Source organism: Curtobacterium sp. MCSS17_008, from assembly GCF_003234185.1.
Taxonomy (GTDB): Bacteria; Actinomycetota; Actinomycetes; order Actinomycetales; family Microbacteriaceae; genus Curtobacterium.
Map to the genome: position 1 here is coordinate 59555 of NZ_QKSM01000007.1, position 18520 is coordinate 78074.

General features: G+C 72.8%; 15 protein-coding genes. 11 read left to right on the plus strand and 4 right to left on the minus strand.

Features of this window, described 5'->3' with window-relative positions:
- Positions 1–2: 2 nt before the first annotated feature.
- Positions 3–1472 (minus strand): FGGY family carbohydrate kinase, encoded by a 1470-nt coding sequence (locus tag DEJ23_RS09195; protein ID WP_111239961.1) that lies wholly within the window; start codon positions 1470–1472, stop codon positions 3–5.
- Positions 1469–2659, minus strand: a complete 1191-nt coding sequence (gene xylA, locus DEJ23_RS09200; protein WP_111239962.1) for a xylose isomerase — start codon at positions 2657–2659, stop codon at positions 1469–1471. The genes DEJ23_RS09195 and xylA overlap by 4 nt, the downstream gene beginning before the upstream one ends.
- 97 nt (positions 2660–2756) lie before the next feature.
- On the opposite strand from xylA, the gene DEJ23_RS09205 reads away from it, so the two are divergent.
- The 10 genes from DEJ23_RS09205 to DEJ23_RS09250 all read left to right on the plus strand — a co-directional run bounded on the left by DEJ23_RS09205 (position 2757) and on the right by DEJ23_RS09250 (position 14270).
- Positions 2757–3950, plus strand: a complete 1194-nt coding sequence (locus tag DEJ23_RS09205) for a Gfo/Idh/MocA family protein (RefSeq protein ID WP_258375399.1) — start codon at positions 2757–2759, stop codon at positions 3948–3950.
- Positions 3951–4001: 51 nt separating this feature from the next.
- A complete protein-coding gene (locus DEJ23_RS09210; protein ID WP_375342270.1) occupies positions 4002–4649 on the plus strand; it encodes a ThuA domain-containing protein in 648 nt (215 codons plus the stop codon).
- Positions 4634–5746, plus strand: coding sequence for a Gfo/Idh/MocA family protein (locus DEJ23_RS09215; RefSeq protein ID WP_258375400.1), 1113 nt, complete (start codon positions 4634–4636; stop codon positions 5744–5746). Before DEJ23_RS09210 ends, DEJ23_RS09215 begins: the two co-directional genes overlap by 16 nt.
- Before the next feature lie 74 nt (positions 5747–5820).
- Positions 5821–6903, plus strand: a complete 1083-nt coding sequence (locus DEJ23_RS09220) for a sugar phosphate isomerase/epimerase (RefSeq protein ID WP_258375401.1) — start codon at positions 5821–5823, stop codon at positions 6901–6903.
- A gap of 180 nt (positions 6904–7083) precedes the next feature.
- Complete coding sequence (locus DEJ23_RS09225; RefSeq protein WP_111239964.1) at positions 7084–8328, plus strand: ROK family transcriptional regulator; 1245 nt, start codon at positions 7084–7086, stop codon at positions 8326–8328.
- Positions 8325–9374 (plus strand): NAD(P)-dependent alcohol dehydrogenase, encoded by a 1050-nt coding sequence (locus DEJ23_RS09230; protein WP_111240045.1) that lies wholly within the window; start codon positions 8325–8327, stop codon positions 9372–9374. Before DEJ23_RS09225 ends, DEJ23_RS09230 begins: the two co-directional genes overlap by 4 nt.
- Positions 9375–9543: 169 nt before the next feature.
- Positions 9544–10923, plus strand: coding sequence for an MFS transporter (locus DEJ23_RS09235; protein WP_111239965.1), 1380 nt, complete (start codon positions 9544–9546; stop codon positions 10921–10923).
- 54 nt (positions 10924–10977) lie between these two features.
- Complete coding sequence (glmU, locus tag DEJ23_RS09240; RefSeq protein ID WP_111239966.1) at positions 10978–12405, plus strand: bifunctional UDP-N-acetylglucosamine diphosphorylase/glucosamine-1-phosphate N-acetyltransferase GlmU; 1428 nt, start codon at positions 10978–10980, stop codon at positions 12403–12405.
- Between the two features lie 55 nt (positions 12406–12460).
- Positions 12461–13438, plus strand: a complete 978-nt coding sequence (locus DEJ23_RS09245) for a ribose-phosphate diphosphokinase (protein ID WP_111239967.1) — start codon at positions 12461–12463, stop codon at positions 13436–13438.
- A gap of 46 nt (positions 13439–13484) precedes the next feature.
- Positions 13485–14270 carry a putative protein N(5)-glutamine methyltransferase gene (locus DEJ23_RS09250; protein WP_111239968.1) on the plus strand — a complete coding sequence of 262 codons (786 nt, stop codon included), beginning with the start codon at positions 13485–13487 and terminating at the stop codon, positions 14268–14270.
- Between the two features lie 145 nt (positions 14271–14415).
- Here DEJ23_RS09250 and DEJ23_RS09255 read toward each other — a convergent pair whose 3' ends face one another.
- Complete coding sequence (locus DEJ23_RS09255; RefSeq protein WP_111240046.1) at positions 14416–16017, minus strand: molybdopterin-dependent oxidoreductase; 1602 nt, start codon at positions 16015–16017, stop codon at positions 14416–14418.
- A 250-nt stretch (positions 16018–16267) separates the two neighbouring features.
- Between DEJ23_RS09255 and DEJ23_RS09260 the strand changes: the two genes are divergently transcribed.
- Positions 16268–16846: a hypothetical protein gene (locus DEJ23_RS09260; RefSeq protein WP_111239969.1), complete on the plus strand. Its 579-nt coding sequence runs from the start codon at positions 16268–16270 to the stop codon at positions 16844–16846.
- A gap of 145 nt (positions 16847–16991) precedes the next feature.
- Here DEJ23_RS09260 and gndA read toward each other — a convergent pair whose 3' ends face one another.
- Positions 16992–18464, minus strand: coding sequence for an NADP-dependent phosphogluconate dehydrogenase (gene gndA / locus DEJ23_RS09265; RefSeq protein WP_111239970.1), 1473 nt, complete (start codon positions 18462–18464; stop codon positions 16992–16994).
- Positions 18465–18520 lie beyond the last annotated feature (56 nt).

Here is an 18520-nt window from a genome sequence, read left to right on the forward strand (position 1 = left end):
CCTCAGCGCGCGGCGGCGCGGTACTGCTCGAGCACCTCGGGCCGCGGGTCCGCGGGCACCACGGTGGCCGAGACCTCCCACGAGGGAAGGCAGCCGCCGAGCACCCACGCGGCCTGACGAGCGGCACCGGCGGCGACGTACTCGCCCGGCTCGGGGATCGACACGTCGCGTCCGAACACCTGCGCGGCGACGGCACGGACGGCCTCGTTCCGCGCGGCACCGCCGATGAGCAGCAGCCGCTCGACGGTGACGCCGGTGTCCTCGACCGCGGCGAGCCCGTCGGCCAGGGCGCACAGCATGCCCTCGACGGCGGCGCGGGCGAGGTGGGCCCGGTCCGTCGTCGCGGGCGTCATGCCCACGAGCGAGGCGGTGGCGTCCGGCCGGTTCGGCGTGCGCTCGCCGACGAAGTACGGCACGAGCACGAGCCCGTCCGCCCCGGCCGGCGCCTGCAGCGCGAGCTCGCCGAGCTCGCCGTGGTCGACGGAGAGGAGTCCGCCGATCACCTCGAGCACGCGGGCCGCGTTGAGCGTGGTGACGATCGGGAGGCGCGACCCGGTCCCGTCGGCGAAGCCCGCCACGGTCCCGCTCGGGTCCGTCACCTCGGTGTCGGTGACCCCGAACACGGTGCCGCTCGTGCCGAGCGACACCGCGACGTCGCCCGGACCGAGCCCGAGCCCGAGCGCCGCCCCGGCGTTGTCGCCGAGCCCCGGGCCGACGACGAGTCCGGCGCGGGCGACCGCACCGCCCGGCAGCTCGACGTCGACGTCGAGCGTGCCCATCGCCTCGTCCGGCGCGACGACCCGCGGCACCACGACCGCGTCGTCGTCCCCCGTCTGTGCCGGGCGCATCGGACGGCCCAGTGCCGATTCGAACAGCTCCGGGTCGTACTCCCGCCGCACGGGGTCCCAGTAGCCGGTGCCGCTGGCGTCCGAGCCGTCGGTCGCCAGGGCGTCCAGGTCGGGCCCGAGCGGGCTCTCGTCCGCCGGGCCGTACCCGCGCAGCCGCCACGACAGCCAGTCGTGGGGGAGCGCCACGGCGGCGACCCGGGCCGCGTTCTCGGCTTCCGCGTCGCGGAGCCATCGCAGCTTCGTGCCGGTGAACGAGGCCACCGGGACGAGACCCGTGCGGGCGACCCATGCCTCCCGGCCGAGCTCCTCGACCATCTGCGCGGCCGCGTCCGCACTGCGGACGTCGTTCCAGAGCAGGGCGTCGCGGACCACACGACCGTCGGCGTCGAGCGCGACCATGCCGTGCTGCTGCCCGGCGATCGCGACGGCGGCGACGTCGTCGAACCCGCCGGCGTCCGCGATCGCGGTGCCGAGCGCGTCCCACCAGTGGCGCGGGTCGACGGACGTGCCGTCCGGGTGGGACGCGCGCCCCTCCCGGACGACCGCACCGGTCGACGCGTCACGGATGGTGACCTTGCAGGACTGGGTCGACGAGTCGACCCCGGCGACGAGCTGCTGGCTCAACGAGCGCCCATGAGGTGCTCGATCGCGAGCTGCTGCAGGCGCACGAAGCCGAAGCCCTTGCCGCCGAAGTACGCGTCGGCGTCGAAGTCCTCGTACGCCGAGCGGTCGGCGAGGAAGTCGTCGTACGACTCGCCGCTGCCCAGCGTCGGGGTGCTCAGCTCGTCGACCTTCGCGGCGGACAGGGCCTCCTGCACCTCGGGGTCGGCGCGGAACGCCTGCGCGCGCTCCTTGAGGAGCAGGTACATGCGCATGTTCGCCTTCGCCGAGTCCCAGACGCCGGTGATGTCCTCGGTGCGGCTGGGCTTGTAGTCGAAGTGGCGCGGGCCGTCGTACGCCGGGCCGCCCTGCGGGGCGCCGTGCTCGAGCAGGTCGACGAGCGAGAACGCGTTCTGCAGGTCGCCGTGACCGAACACGAGGTCCTGGTCGTACTTGATGCCGCGCTGACCGTTGAGGTCGATGTGGAAGAGCTTGCCCTGGTAGAGCGCCTGGGCGATGCCGGCCGTGAAGTTCAGGCCCGCCATCTGCTCGTGGCCGACCTCGGGGTTGATGCCGAACAGCTCCGGACGCTCGAGCGTCTCGGTGAAGGCGATCGCGTGGCCGAGGGTCGGCAGGAGGATGTCGCCGCGGGGCTCGTTCGGCTTCGGCTCGATGGCGAAGCGGATGTCGTAGCCCTTGTCGGTGACGTACTGGGCGAGCAGGTTGACAGCCTCGCGGTAGCGCTCGAGCGCGGCCTGCACGTCCTTGGCGGAGTCGTACTCCGAGCCCTCGCGGCCACCCCACATGACGAACGTCTTCGCGCCGAGCTCGGCGGCGAGGTCGAGGTTGCGGAGCACCTTGCGGAGCGCGAAGCGGCGGACCGCGCGGTCGTTCGAGGTGAAGCCGCCGTCCTTGAAGACCGGGGCCGAGAACAGGTTCGTCGTGACCATCGGCACGACGATGCCGGTGGAATCGAGTGCGCCCTTGAGGCGGTCGATCTGCGTCTGGCGCTCGGCGTCGGTCGAGCCGAACGCGAACAGGTCGTCGTCGTGGAAGGTCAGGCCGTAGGCGCCGAGCTCGTCGAGCTTCTCGACCGCCTCGACCACGTCCAGCGCGGGACGGGTCGGGCCGCCGAACGGGTCGGAGCCGTTGTAGCCGATGGTCCAGAGACCGAAGGAGAACTTGTCGTCGCGGGTGGGCGTCGTTGCCATGGTGGATCACCGTTCGTCGTCGAAACAAAATGTTGCCGCGCCCAACATAAGCGGTAGGGTGGATCCTGGCAACACCGGATCGCAAAGGAGCGAGTGGATGGCACACGACGGACACGGACCGGGTCGACTGCGGGTCGCCATGGTCGGGCACGGCTTCATGGGGGCGGCGCACTCCCAGGCGTGGCGGACCGCGCCGCGGTTCTTCGACCTCGGGGTGGAGCCCGAGATGGCCGTGGTGGTCGGCCGCGACGCCGAGCGCACCGAGGCCGCGCGGCGGCAGTACGGGTGGCAGGCAGCGTCGACGGACTGGCGGCAGGTCGTCGCCGACCCGGACATCGACGTCGTCGACGTCGTGTCGCCCGGGTCCTCGCACGTCGAGGTCGCGATCGCTGCGCTCGAGGCCGGCAAGCACGTGCTCTGCGAGAAGCCGCTCGCCAACACCGTGGACGAGGCCGAGGCGATGTCCGCCGCCGCGCAGGCCGCCGCCGAGCGCGGTGTCCGTGCGATGGTCGGCTTCAGCTACCGTCGCGTCCCCGCCATCGCGTTCGCCCGCCAGCTGGTCGCGGACGGGAGGATCGGGACCGTCCGCCAGGTCCGCGCGCTCTACCTGCAGGACTGGCTGGCCGACGAGGACGGTCCGATGACCTGGCGCCTGGACAAGGCGCTCGCCGGCTCCGGCTCGCTCGGCGACATCGGTGCGCACGCGATCGACCTCGTCGAGCACGTCACGGGCGGACAGCTGTCCACCGTGTCGGGCACGCTCGAGACCTTCGTGCACGAGCGGCCGCTCATGGCCGAGGGCGTCGGGCTCTCCGGCACCGCGTCGACCGAGCGCGGGCAGGTCACCGTCGACGACGCCGCGTTCTTCCTCGGTCGGCTCACGGGCGGCGCTGCCGAGGGCGCGATCGGCACCTTCGAGGCGACGCGCTACGCGACCGGCCGGAAGAACGGCCTGACGCTCGAGATCAGCGGCTCCGAGGGCGCGATCCAGTTCGACCTCGAGTCGATGAACGAGCTGCGCCTGTACGAGTCGTCGGCACCGGCCGGGGAGCAGGGCTTCCGCCGCATCCTCGTCACCGAGCCGGAGCACCCGTGGATGGCCGCATGGTGGCCGACCGGGCACCTCATCGGCTACGAGCACACCTTCAGCCACCAGGTCGCCGACTTCGTGCAGGCGATCATCGCCGGCACCGACCCGCAGCCGTCGTTCGCGGACGGCCTGCACGTGCAGCGCGTCCTCGACGCGGTCGAGCGCAGCGCGGCCGACGGCAGCGCCTGGACGGTGATCTGAGTGGCGGACAGGAAGCGCGCCCTCGTCGTCCGCGGCGGCTGGGACGGGCACATGCCCGTCGAGACCACCGACCTGTTCGTCCCGTTCCTGCGCGACAACGGCTTCGACGTGCACGTGTCGGACTCGACCGCCGTCTACGCCGACGAGTCGGTCATGGCCGACGTCGACCTCATCGTGCAGATCGTGACGATGTCGACCATCGCGGACGACGAGTTCGCCGGACTGCAGCAGGCGGTGCTCGGCGGCGCCGGGCTCGCCGGGTGGCACGGCGGGATCGCGGACGCGTTCCGGAACACCGCGGACTACCTGCACATGATCGGCGGGCAGTTCGCGCACCACGCGGGCAAGCACCCGTCGGAGCGCACCGGGGAGCAATCCGACAACTACATCCCGTACACGGTGCACATCACCGAGGCCGGGCACGAGCACCCGATCACGCAGGGCATCGAGGACTTCGACCTCGTGACCGAGCAGTACTGGGTGCTCTCCGACGAGTACAACGACGTGCTGGCGACGACCACGCAGGAGGCCCGGGACTTCGACGCCTGGAACCGTCCGGTCACCGCGCCCGCGATCTGGACCCGGCAGTGGGGCGAGGGACGCGTGTTCGTCTCGGCGCCCGGGCACCGGCTGGAGGTCGTCGCGTCGCAGCCGCTCCGCACGATCATCGAGAGGGGACTCCTGTGGGCAGCCCGGTGAACGACCGACCGTTGCGGGTGGGGGTCGTCGGGGTCGGCGTCATCAGCCAGCAGTACTTCGAGCACTTCCCGGCCCTGCCCGGGCTCGAGCTGACCGCGGTCGCGGACATCGACGTCGACCGGGCGCAGTCGGTGGGCGGCGCGCAGGGCGTGCGGGGCACGAGCGTCGACGAGCTGATCGCCGCGGCAGACATCGACGTCGTGCTCAACCTGACGATCCCGGCGGCGCACGCCGAGATCGCCACGCGAGCCCTCGAGGCCGGCAAGCACGTGTACGGCGAGAAGCCGCTCGCGATGTCGACGGCCGAGGCACAGCCCGTGCTCGACCTCGCCCGACGCTCGGGCCTGCGGGTCGGCAGCGCGCCGGACACCGTGCTCGGCTCCGGGATCCAGACCGCGCGCACAGCGCTCGACGACGGACTGATCGGGAGCCCGGTCGGGGCCGCAGTGTCGTGGTCGGCGCCCGGACACGAGCTCTGGCACCCGGCGCCGGCCTTCTACTACCAGCCCGGGGGCGGCCCGCTCCTCGACATGGGGCCGTACTACCTGACGAGCCTCGTGTCGTTCTTCGGCCCCGTCGTGCGGGTGAGCGGTGCCTCGACCCGGTCGGACCGCGAGCGCACCATCGCGACCGGATCCGCCGCGGGCACCCCGCTCCGGGTCGACATCGACACGCACGTCGTCGCGGTCCTGGAGCACGCGAACGGCGTCGTCTCCACGGTCACGGTGTCGTTCGAGGTCTGGGCGACCAGGGCACCGCTGTTCGAGGTGTACGGCACCGCGGGCACCCTCGGCGTCCCCGACCCGAACCGGTTCTCCGACACGGTCTCGATCGCCGACGCCGGCACCCGCGAGTGGCGGGACCTGCCGACGAGCGCCGGGTACACCGACGCCGGACGCGGCTACGGCCTGGCGGACATGGCGCACGCCATCGCGACGGACCGGCCGCACCGCGCGTCCGGCGACCTCGCGTTCCACGTGCTCGAGGTGATGGAGGCGGTGTCCACCGCGGCCCGCGAGCACACCGTGGTCGAGGTCCGGTCGCGCGTCGATCGCCCCGACACCGTGCCGGCAGACGCCACACCCGGCTCCTGGTGAGCCAGACTCGGCAGCAGCAGCAGCAGCAGCAGCACGACACGACACGACACGACAGGCGAGGAAGGACGACGACGATGACGACGACGGACGGAACCGGCGAGACGGAGGGGACCCGCGCCTCCCGGCCGACTGGAGAGGCGCCGACGGGACAGGCGCGGCCGGTCACGCTGTTCACCGGGCAGTGGGCGGACCTGCCCTTCGAGGAGGTCGCCCGACTGGCAGGCGAGTGGGGCTACGACGGGCTGGAGATCGCCTGCTGGGGCGACCACCTCGACGTCCGGCGCGCCGCGACCGACCCGGAGTACGTGGCGGACCGCAAGGCGGTCCTCGAACGCAACGGGCTGCAGGTCTGGACGATCGCGAACCACCTGACCGGCCAGGCCGTGTGCGACGATCCGATCGACCAGCGGCACGAGGACATCCTCGCGCCGCACGTGTGGGGCGACGGCGACCCCGAGGGCGTGCGGCAGCGCGCGGCCGAGGAACTGCAGTGGACCGCACGCGCCGCAGCGGCACTCGGTGTCGACACCGTCACCGGCTTCTCCGGCTCGTCGATCTGGAAGACCGTCGCCGGGTTCCCGCCCGTGCCGCCGGCGATGATCGACGCCGGGTACCGGGACTTCCACGACCGCTGGTCGCCGATCCTCGACGTGTTCGAGGAGGTCGGCGTCCGCTTCGCGCTCGAGGTGCACCCCTCGGAGATCGCCTACGACTACTGGACCGCGAAGCGCGCGCTCGAGGTGTTCGCCGACCGTCCGTCGTTCGGCTTCAACTTCGACCCGTCGCACTTCGTCTGGCAGGACCTCGACCCCGCCGCGTTCCTGCTCGACTTCGCCGACCGGGTCTACCACGTGCACTGCAAGGAGTCGGTCAAGCAGCTCGACGGTCGCAACGGACGGCTCTCGTCGCACCTGCCGTGGGGCGACCCGCGGCGCGGGTGGGACTTCGTCACCGCCGGACACGGGGACGTGCCGTGGGAGCGGGTGTTCCGCGTGCTGAACCACATCGGGTACGACGGGCCGACGAGCGTCGAGTGGGAGGACGCCGGCATGGACCGGCTCGTCGGCGGCCCCGAGGCGCTCGCCTTCGTGCGACGCCTCGGCACGATCGCGCCGCCCGACGCGGCCTTCGACGCCGCGTTCTCCCGCTCGCGCTGAGCGCGCGCCCGCGCGGGTCCCGCGCCCGCGCGAGCCCCGCGCTTCCGGGCGTACCGGGCCGGAACGGGCGTACCTGGCCTTCCGGAACCGCCGAGTACGCCCGTTCCCGCCTCCCATCGCAGGCGTTCTGGGAAACTCCGTACGCCCCCCGAACCCACCACCCCACCACGAGGAGGACCCATGGCCCGCACGGCCACGACCACGCCCGGCAACGTCGCGCGCGTCCTCCGCATCGTGCACGAGGGCGGCCCGGTCACCCGCGCCGAGCTCACCCGTCGGACAGGGCTGAACCGCTCGACGGTCCTGGCGCTCGTCGGGGAACTCGTCGAGCAGGGGCTCGTGCACGAGGAGCTCCCGGGCGCCGGGGTGGACCGTCCCGCGGGGGTCGGACGGCCGAGCGCCATCGTCCGGGCGTCGAGCGACGTGGTGGCCGCCGCGGTGACCGTCGAGATCGACGCCGTCGCGGTGGCCCTCGTCGCGCTCGACGGCACCGTGCGCGACCGCCTCGTCGAACCGCAGTCCGACGTCCCCGGTGCCGCCGCCGCGATCGACGCCGTCGCCCGCGTGCTCGGCACCCTGACGGAGCGGGCCGACCCTTCGCTGCGACTCGTGGGCGTGGGCGTGGCCGTGCCGGGCATCGTCCGCGTCGAGGACGGGGTCGTCCGCGACGCCCCGCACCTCGGTTGGCGCGACGAGCCCTTCGCCGGACCGCTCGCCGGCCGTCTCGGGCTGCCGGTGCGCGCCGCGAACGACGCGAACGTCGGCGCCTGGGCCGAGCGCCTGTACGGCAGCGCGCGCGGAGTCGACGACCTCGTGTACCTCAACGGCGGCGCGAGCGGCATCGGTGGCGGGATCGTCAGCGCCGGGCGACCCTTCAGCGGCGCGGACGGGTACGCCGGCGAACTCGGGCACACCTTCGTCGCCGCGAACGGCGTCCGGTGCCACTGCGGCGCGGTCGGGTGCCTCGAGACCGAGGCGTCGCGCGAGGCCCTGACCGCCGTGACGGGCACCGCACCGGACGACCTCGACGCGCTCGCCGCGGCCCTGGCCGAGGGGCGCGACGAGGTGGAGCGGGTGGTCCACCGCCAGGTGACCGCGCTCGCCACCGCGCTGCGGAACGCCATCCACACGGTCGATCCCGAGGTCGTCGTGCTCGGCGGGTTCCTCGGCGTCCTGCTCGGCCACGTCGGCGACCGCGTCGAGGACGACGTCCGGGCGCAGACGATGGCGGCGATGACGGACCGGCTCCGCATCGTGCCCGCGGCCCTCGGACGTGACGTCCTGGTACGCGGTGCCGCCGAGCTCGGGTTCGCCGACCTGCTCCGCGACGGCGCACTGCCGACGGCGTGCGCCCGCACCACGACCGACAGCGACCACACCACAGCCGACCGCGACGACGCGGTCGAGGAAGCGAGATGCGCATGACCACCCAGACTCCCGACCACCAGCGCGCGAGCGTCCTGCTCGGCACCGAGGACCTGACCGTCGAGGACCGCCCCGTGCCCGCCGTCGCACCGGGCGACGTGCTCGTCCGCGTCGCTGCCGTCGGCGTGTGCGGCTCCGACGTGCACTACTACCGCCACGGCCGCATCGGGGACTTCGTCGTCGAGGAGCCCCTCGTCCTCGGTCACGAGCTGTCCGGCACCGTCGCCGCGGTCGGCGAGGGCGTCGACCCCGCCCGGGTCGGCGAGCGCGTCGCCGTCGAACCGCAGCGCCCGTGCCACCGCTGCGCGCAGTGCCTGGCCGGCCGCTACAACCTCTGCCCGCACATGCGCTTCTACGCGACGCCCCCGGTGGACGGCGCGTTCGCCGAGTACGTCACGATCGAGGCCGAGTTCGCGCACACGCTGCCGGACGCCGTGTCGTTCGAGGCCGGCGCACTGCTCGAACCGCTCTCGGTCGGCATCGCCGCGGCGCGCAAGGCCGGGATCGTCCCGGGCTCGAGCGTCCTCATCGCCGGCGCCGGACCGATCGGTGTGATCTGCGCGCAGGTCGCGCGGGCGTTCGGGGCGACACGCGTCGTCGTCAGCGACCTCGTCCCCGAGCGTCGTGAGCGTGCCCTGTCCTTCGGCGCGACCGAGGTCGTCGACCCGGTCGCCGTGGACGTCACCTCGGACATCGTGCCCGTCGACGCGTTCATCGACGCCAGCGGCGCACCCCGTGCCGTGTCGGACGGCATCAAGGCCGTCGGACCGGCCGGTGCCGCGGTGCTCGTCGGGCTCGGCAACTCCGAGATGGTGCTGCCGGTCGAGCACATCCAGAACCTCGAGGTGACGGTCACCGGCATCTTCCGCTACACGAACACGTGGCCGGTGGCGATCGGCCTCGTCGCCTCGGGGCAGGTCGACCTCGACGCGCTGGTCACGGGTCGGTTCGGTCTCGACGAGGTCCGCGAGGCCCTCGAGAGCGACACGGACGCGGCCTCGCTCAAGTCGGTCGTGTACCCGAACGGCGTCCCCGCCGCCGAGTGACCGCTCCACACGCCCGCGACCGGGGTCGCGCGCTGCCGGTGACCCGTCACCGGACGGGAGGCGCGGTGCCAGCCTGCACCGCGCCTCCCGTCCGTCCCCCGGTCGCGTCCGGCCGACCCGCCCGGACCGGGGGCACCGTGTCGACACCGCGACGCGCTACGGTTCGCCCATGACCGCGACACCGGCGGCGGCAGTGCCGCAGCGCACCGACCGGCGGGCCCTCGTCTCCTGGGCACTCTGGGACTGGGGGTCCGCGGCGTTCAACGCCGTCGTCACCACCTTCGTCTTCAGCACCTACCTGGCGAGCCGCGCCTTCGTCGACCCGGAGCTCGTCGCGGCAGAGGGCTCCTCGCCCGAGGCGGCACGTGCCGTCGAGCGGGAGCTCGCCCACAACGCCGCCACCGTGTCGACGGCCCTCACCCTCGCCGGCATCGTCGTCGCGCTCGTCGCCCCCGCGGTCGGCCGACTCGCCGACTCATCCGGGCACCGCCGCCGGTCGGTGCTCGTCGCGACCATCGGCGTCGCGCTGTCGATCGGGGCCATGGTGTTCGTCGCGCCGCAGCAGCCCTCCCTGGTGCTCGGCGCCGCGCTGCTCGGCATCGGGACCGTCGCCTACGAGATCGCGACCGTCGGGTACAACGCGATGCTGGGGCAGGTGGCGTCGGGTCCGCAGACCGGTCGGGTGTCCGCGATCGGCTGGGCGGCCGGGTACTTCGGCGGGATCGTGCTGCTGGTCGTCCTGCTCCTGCTGTGCATCCAGGACTTCGGCGTCGAGGGCGTCGCCGGGCTCCTGCAGCTGCCCTCGACCGTCGCGTCCGGTTCGTGGGACGTCCGCGTCGCCGTCGGGATCGCCGCGGTCTGGCTCGCGGTGAGCTCGATCCCGCTCTTCCTGACCGTGCCCGAGGCGGCCCCGGACCGGTCCCACACGGGCGGGTTGCTCGGCGCCTACCGCGACCTCGGTCGCCACGTCGCACGGCTGTGGCGGGAGCGACGGAACGTCCTGGTCTTCCTGCTCGCGAGCGCGGTGTTCCGCGACGGCGTCGGTGCCGTCTTCACCTTCGGCGGGATCGTGGCCGCGCAGGTGTTCGGGTTCAGCCCCTCGATGGTCATCCTGTTCGCGATCGCGGCGAACGTCGTCGCCGGGATCGCCACGTTCGCCTCCGGCCGGCTCGACGACCGCTTCGGATCGCGGGCGGTCATCACGGTCTCGCTGGTCGGGCTGGCGCTCACCGGGGTCGGGGTGTTCCTCATCGGCGACGCGACCGCCGGGTTCTGGGTGCTCGGGCTGACCCTGGCACTGTTCGTCGGTCCGGTGCAGTCGTCGTCGCGGGCGTACCTGGCGCGACTCGCGACACCGGGACGAGAGGGGGAGCTGTTCGGGCTGTACGCGACGACCGGGCGGGCGGCGTCGTTCCTCGCACCCGCGCTCTTCGGCGTCGCGGTGACGATCGGGGGCTCGACACGGTTCGGCATCATCGGCGTGGTCGTGGTGCTCGTCGCAGGCCTCGTGCTCATGGCCTTCGTCAGGCGGGAGCCAGCGGCGTCGTAGGTCGTCCGGTCCGGCCCGTGCGCCCTGCCGCAGCGCATGGGCCAGGATGGAGGCATGACCGACCAGCGGATCGCCGTCGTCGTCCTCGCCGCCGGGCAGGGCACGCGCATGAAGTCGTCCACCCCGAAGGTGCTGCACCGTCTCGCCGGGCTGCCCCTCGTCGCGCACGTGCTGCGGACCGCCGCCTCGCTCGAGCCCGAGCACGTCGCCGTGGTCGTCCGGCACGAGCGTGACCGGGTCGCCGCCGAGGTCGCCGAGCGCGCCCCCGAGGCGATCGTGGTCGACCAGGACGACGTGCCCGGCACCGGCCGCGCGGTCGAGGTCGCCGTGCAGGCGCTGCCCGCGGACTTCGACGGTACGGTCGTGGTGCTGTCGGGCGACGTCCCGCTGCTCGACGCCGTGTCGCTCCGCACGCTCGTGAACGCCCACGTCGGCAACGCCGTCACGCTCGTCAGCGCGATGGCCGACGACCCGACCGGGCTCGGCCGCGTGGTCCGCGACGCGTCCGGTGCCTTCGTCGGCATCGTCGAGCACAAGGACGCCACCGACGAGCAGCGCACCATCACGGAGTACAACGCCGGCATCTACGCCTTCGACGTCACGCAGCTGCGCGCGGTCCTGCCGTCGCTCACCACCGCGAACGCGCAGGGCGAGAAGTACATCACGGACGCACCGGCCCTCGTCATCGAGCGCGGCGGGGCCGTCGACGTCGTCACCCTGACGGACCCCTGGCTCGTCGCCGGCATCAACGACCGCGCCCAGCTCTCCGACGCAGCCCGCGAACTGAACGCCCGCATCGTCCGCCGCCACCAGGTCGCCGGTGTCGCCGTGCAGGACCCCGCGACCACCTGGATCGACCTCGACGTCACCATCGAGGCCGACGCCGAGATCCTGCCCGGCACGCAGCTCGTCGGCGCCACGGCGGTCGCAGCCGGCGCCGTGGTCGGACCGGACACCACCCTCCGCGACACCGAGGTCGGTGCCGGTGCGGTGGTCAACCGCGTCGACGCCACCCTCGCGGTGATCGGTGACGGCGCCTCGGTCGGTCCCTTCGCCTACCTGCGCCCCGGCACGATCCTGGGCGAGCGTGGCAAGATCGGCACCTTCGTCGAGACGAAGAACGCGGTGATCGGCCGTGGCAGCAAGGTGCCGCACCTGTCGTACATCGGGGACGCCGAGGTCGGTGAGGAGTCGAACATCGGCGCCAACACCATCACTGCGAACTACGACGGTGTGCACAAGCACCGCACCGAGGTCGGCTCGCACGTCCGCACCGGCTCGCACAACGTGTTCGTCGCCCCGGTTAGGATTGGTGACGGGGCGTACACCGGCGCGGGTACGACCGTCCGCAAGGACGTACCGGCCGGGTCGCTGGCGATCAGCTACGCCCCGCAGCGCAACACCGACGGATGGGTCGAGGAACACCGGCCCGGTTCGCCGGCGGCCGAGGCGGCTCGGCGCGCGCACGGCGAACAGATCTGACGGCGGTCGGGTCGAACAACGAGGCCCCGAGCGGGTCAGGGAGTGAGCACCGCACTTGTCCGGAATCAAGACCACCGGCCAGAAACGACTCGTCCTCGTGTCGGGTCGGGCCCACCCGGAACTCTCGGCACAGATCGCCGAGGAGCTCGGCGTGGACCTGGTCCCCACCGATGCACGGACCTTCGCGAACGGTGAGCTCTACGCCCGCTTCGACGAGTCGGTCCGCGGCTGCGACGCCTTCGTCATCCAGTCGCACACGGCGCCGATCAACGAGTGGCTCATGGAGCAGCTCATCATGGTCGACGCGCTGAAGCGTGCCTCCGCGAAGCGCATCACCGTCGTCGCGCCGTTCTACCCCTACGCGCGTCAGGACAAGAAGGGCCGCGGCCGCGAGCCGATCTCGGCGCGGCTCGTCGCCGACCTGTTCAAGGCCGCCGGCGCCCACCGCATCATGAGCGTCGACCTGCACGCCGCGCAGATCCAAGGCTTCTTCGACGGCCCCGTCGACCACCTGTTCGCCATGCCGGTGCTGCTCGAGCGCTTCCAGGAGATCCTCGACCCGGAGACGCTGACCGTCGTCTCGCCGGACATGGGCCGCGTGCGCGTCGCCGACATCTGGTCCGAGAAGCTCGGCGCCCCGCTCGCGATCATCCACAAGCGCCGCGACCCGCTCGTGCCGAACCAGGTCTCCGTGCACGAGATCGTCGGTGACGTCTCCGGCCGCGTCTGCCTGCTCGTCGACGACCTCATCGACACCGGGCGGACCATCGCGAAGGCGGCCGAGGCGCTCAAGGCGAACGGCGCGACCGGCGTCGTGGTCGCAGCGACCCACGCGGTGTTCTCCGACCCGGCCACCGAGCTCCTGCAGAGCGAGTTCATCGACCGCGTCGTCGTCACCGACACGTTGCCGCTGCCCGAGGAGAAACGCTGGGACCGTCTCGAGGTCCTGCCGATCGCGCCGCTGATCGCCCGCGCGATCCACGAGGTCTTCGACGACGGCTCCGTCACGTCGATGTTCGACGGTGCCGCGTAGCCGAGCCGGCCGCGCGCTCCGCGTGACCCGACCGGCGGGCTGACCCGTGCCTCCCGTCCACCCGGCGCGTGCCGCACTGGCCGCTCGTCTGCGGGCCGCCGGCAGCGTGTTCGCCGAGGACGAGGCGGACCTGCTGCTCGAGGCCGGTGACGGCGACCCGGTGAAGCTGCGCGGCCTCGTGCAGCGACGGCTCGCCGGCGAGCCACTCGAGGTCGTGCTCGGCTGGGCTGGGTTCGACGGGCACCGCGTCCGGGTCGCACCCGGGGTGTTCGTGCCCCGGACACGCACCGTCGTCGTCGTCGAGCAGGCCGCTCGACGCCTGCAGCGGTACGACCGGGTGGTCGACCTGTGCTGCGGTGTCGGCGCGATCTCGGTGGCGTTGCTCGGCCGCGTCGGTGCGCTCGACCTGGTCGCCGCGGACATCGACCCGGACGCGGTGGACGTCGCAGCGGAGAACATCGGGGACCGGGGGATCGTCGTGCTCGGCGACCTGTTCGCGCCGCTGCCGGACCGGTTCCGCGGCACCGTGGACGTCATCGCGGTGAACGCCCCCTACGTGCCCTCCGAAGCCGTCGAGACCATGCCGTCCGAGGCGCGGGAGCACGAACGGCGGATCGCCCTCGACGGCGGGCCCGACGGGCTCGACGTGCACCGCCGGGTCGCCGCGGGGGCCGGGGAGTGGGTTCGTCCCGGTGGGGCCGTCGTGATCGAGGTGTCCGCTGCGCAGGCACCGGAGTCCGTGGCGGCCTTCGCCGAGGCGGGGTTCGCCGTGTCGGTCGAGACGGACGACACGGTCGACGGTACCTGCGTCGTCGCGGAGCTCCCCGCCTGAAGCGTTCTCGTCGTGGAGTCCGGCGGAGCGTGCGAGCACGCGATGCGGGGGTCGGCGGCCAGGTCCACGTCCGCCTCGTCGACGCGGTCCGTCGGCGCGGTGGTCCTCTCCCCATCGGGGCCCGCGACGCGAGGCACGGCGTCCGTCAGCCGGCGCTGACCTGCACGGTGTGCCAGCCGGTGGCGCCGTTGGGGGTCGGAGGTCGCTCGACGCTGGTCTGCACCTGACCGTCTGCGCTGACGGCGCGGACCTGGATCCGGTGGTCGCCCGCCTCTGGCGTCCAGCGGTACACCCACTGCCGCCAGGTGTCGGCCGACACCGACTCGGCGAGGGTGGCGTCCTCCCATGCACCGTCGTCGACGCGCACCTGCACCCCCTTCACCCCGGTGTGCGGCTGCCACGCGACACCGGCGACCGCGACCGGCTTCCCCGCCGTCAGCGCGGCACCACCGCGCGGGGTGTCGATGCGTGACTCGAGCTTCACCGGCCCGCGTTCCGACCACCCTCGCGGGGTCCAGTACCCCTGCGCGTCCGCGAACCGGGTCACCTCGAGCTCGGTCACCCACTTCGTCGCCGAGACGTACCCGAAGAGTCCGGGGACCACCATCCGGACCGGGAACCCGTGCTCGGGCGGCAGCGGCTCCCCGTTCATCCCCACCGCCAGGAGCGCGGCCGTCCCCTCGTCCTGCAGGACGTCGAGCGGGGTGCCGGCGGAGAACCCGTCCACGCTGCGGGAGAGCACCATGTCGGCGCCGTCCTGCACCCCGGCACGCCGGAGCAGTTCGCGGATCGGGAACCCCAACCACAGCGCGTTGCCGATGAGGTCGCCGCCGACCTCGTTCGAGACGCAGCTGAGCGTCGTCATGTGCTCCTGCAGGGGAAGCGCGAGGAGTTCGTCCCAGGTGAGTTCGACCTCGCGGTCGACGGCACCGTGGATCCGGAGCGTCCAGTCCGCCGGGTCGATCGAGGGCACCCGGAGCGCGGTGTCGATGCGGTAGAAGTCCGCGTTCGGCGTGACGTACGGCGTGATGTCCGCGACGTCGAGCGACGCACCGGCGGGGACCTCCGGCGCGGGGGTGGCCGCTCGGGGCAGCTCCACGGCACGCCGCGCGGCGGCCGCGGCCTGCATCGCGGCGGTGCCCACGCGCGCAGCACCACCGACGACGACCGACGCGGCAGCGGTCGCGATGCCCCAGACCAGGAAGGCACGCCGTTCGGTCGCAGCGGCGCGCGGGGAGGCGGAGGGGACGGCAGCCGCGGCTTCCCACCGCCGGAGCCGCTGCAGCAGGACGCGGAGCACGAGGACAGCGGCGGCGACACCGAGCACCGTCGGGGCGCCGTCCCACGTCCCGCTGCCGGAACGGGTCGTGACGGCGAACAGGGCGAGCGCGCCACCCGCCGCGAAGACGAGGGCGCCGAACGGCGGACGTGCCCGTTCGAGCACACCGGCGCCCGCGCACACCACGACGGAGACGACCGCCATGAGCACGAAGAGCGCCACCTTGTCGCCCGTGCCGAAGAGGCCCACCACGAGGTCCTTGGCGGCCGGTGGTGCCAGGTCGATGACCGCGGAACCGACCGCCACGAGCGGGCTGCCGGCGCCGCCGAGGACGAGCGCGCCGAGTTCGGCGACCGCGAGGAAGGCGACGAACGCGACGACACCGCAGGCGGCCGCGAGCAGCGCCGGGCGGTGGACCGGCTCGGACGCCGTCGCCTGCTCCGTGGTCCGGGACGCTGTCGTGCTCACCCGTGCAGCGTAGGTCGCGTGCACCGGGAAGCGCTGACAACCGGAGCGGTTCGACGACCGTTCACTGCACCGGGACAGCGGGAGTCGACAGGGCCGTGCGAGGATCGGGGACGTGTTGGACCGACCAGACCGCGTGCCCCGTCAGGGCCGACCACGTCGGTCGGGGTCGCGTCGATCGAGGTCGCACCGGACGCGATCGCCCTGGTCGGCAGCCCGTGGCTCCACCGTCCTGCGGTGGAGCATCGTCGGCGTGTGGACGGCGCTGCTCGTCTCGCGGATCGTGGTCGTGTCGGCCGCGCCGCAGACCGACCTCACCTTCTTCGCCATCGCCGAACTGGCGGCGATCGCCCTCGGCGTCGTCGCGGTCGTCGTGGCAGGCGTCCGTGCGCAGACCCTCCGACGTCGTCGTGCTGACGCGGCGCTCGCCCTCGCGATCCGGCGCATCGACCCGACCGTCTGGCTCGTCCCCGCGGCGCCGACCCCGGAGCTCCGTGCGGACGTGCACGCCGCGCGTCCGGAGGTCACGCTCGGCGACCGGGTGACCTGGGCGTTCGGGGCCACCGAGGCGTCGCTGTGGGAGCTCGAGGAGCGTCGTGCCACCCGCCTGCTCGTCATCCGGTGGAGCCGCATGGTGCACGTCGGCATCGAGGACGTCATGGGTGAACGGAACGCGAGCGCGGTGGCGATCCACTACGTGCGGCCGGACGACACCGCAGCCGTGGCCACCTTCTTCGTCCGCGCGGCGCCCGGGTCGCGGCGACTGCTCGGACGCGGCCCGCGGCTCGAGCGTCTCGTCGCCGACCTCGCTCGTGAGCGCATCGTCGCCTGATCCCGCGCCCCGCAGGAGCCCGGTCCGCTCGCCCCTGGGTCCGGTGCCCCGCACGAGCCCGGTCCGCTCGCGCCCCGGCCGGTGCCCGCCGGCGGACGACGAACGGGCCCCGCCGTCCGGCGGGGCCCGTCGCACACGGTCTCGATCAGTGCGTGGAGGGCTCCTGTTCGACCTCGCGGCGGCCGTCCTCGGACCACATGGTGTGGAACGTGCCGTCCTTGTCGACGCGCTGGTAGGTGTGCGCGCCGAAGAAGTCGCGCTGGCCCTGGATCAGCGACGCCGGCAGCCGGTCGGACGCGAGCGAGTCGAAGTACGCCAGCGCGGAGGAGAAGCCCGGCGCAGGGATGCCCGACGCCGCGGCGATGCCGACGATGCGCCGCCACGCCGCTTCGCCCTCGGCCACGGCGTTCGCGAAGTACGGGTCGACGAGCAGCGACTCGAGCTCCGGGTTCTTGTCGTACGCCTCGACGATGCGGTTGAGGAACTGCGCGCGGATGATGCAGCCGCCGCGCCAGATCTTCGCGACGCTGCCGAGGTCGATGTCCCAGTCGTACTCCTTCGCCCCGGCGATGATGAGGTCGAAGCCCTGCGCGTACGCGACCACCTTCGAGGCGTACAGCGCTGCGCGGACGTCGTCCTCGAACGTGTCGGGGACGTCCACGACGTCAGGCCGACCCTTGACGGATGCCTGGACGGCGGCTCGCTGCGTCGGCTTGGACGACACCGCGCGGGCGAACACCGCCTCGCCGATGCCGGAGACCGGGATCCCGAGGCCGACCGCGTTCTGCACGGTCCAGACCCCGGTGCCCTTGGAACCGGCCTCGTCGCGGATGACGTCGACGAGCGGCTTGCCGGTGTCCGCGTCCTGCTGCTTGAGGACCTCGCCGGTGATCTCGATCAGGTACGACTCCAGGTCGCCCTCGTTCCACTGCTCGTAGATCTGCACGAGCTCGTCGACCGAGTGGCCACCGGCGCGGCGCAACAGGTCGTAGGACTCTGCGATGAGCTGCATGTCGGCGTACTCGATGCCGTTGTGGACCATCTTCACGAAGTGCCCGGCGCCGTCGGTACCGATGTGGGTGACACAGGGCTCGCCCTCGGCGACCGCGGCGATCGACTCGAGGATCGGGCCGAGGGTCTCCCAGGCCTCGTCCGAACCGCCGGGCATGATCGACGGCCCCTTCAGGGCGCCCTCTTCGCCACCGGAGATCCCCGTGCCGACGAAGTTCAGGCCCTTCTCGCGCAGGTCCTGCTCCCGACGGATGGTGTCGTGGAAGTTCGCGTTGCCACCGTCGACGATGATGTCGCCCTCCTCGAACCGCTCCGCGAGCTGTCCGATGACGGCGTCGGTGCCCTTGCCTGCCTGCACCATGATGATCGCCGTGCGCGGCTTCGACAGCGACGCCACGAAGCCGTCGATGTCCTCGGACGCGATGAACCCCATGTCACCGTGCTCGTCCGTGAGCTCCTGGGTGCGCGCGTAGGTGCGGTTGTACACAGCGACCGTGTTGCCCTCGCGCGACGCGAGGTTGCGGGCCAGGTTCGACCCCATCACCGCCAGCCCGACCACGCCGATGTTCGCCTTGCCGCCGTCTCCGGTCTGCTCGTTCTCTGCCACGAAAGTCTCCTTCGTCCTGACGTCCCTGTCGCCCACGGTACGTCCGCGGGCCTGGG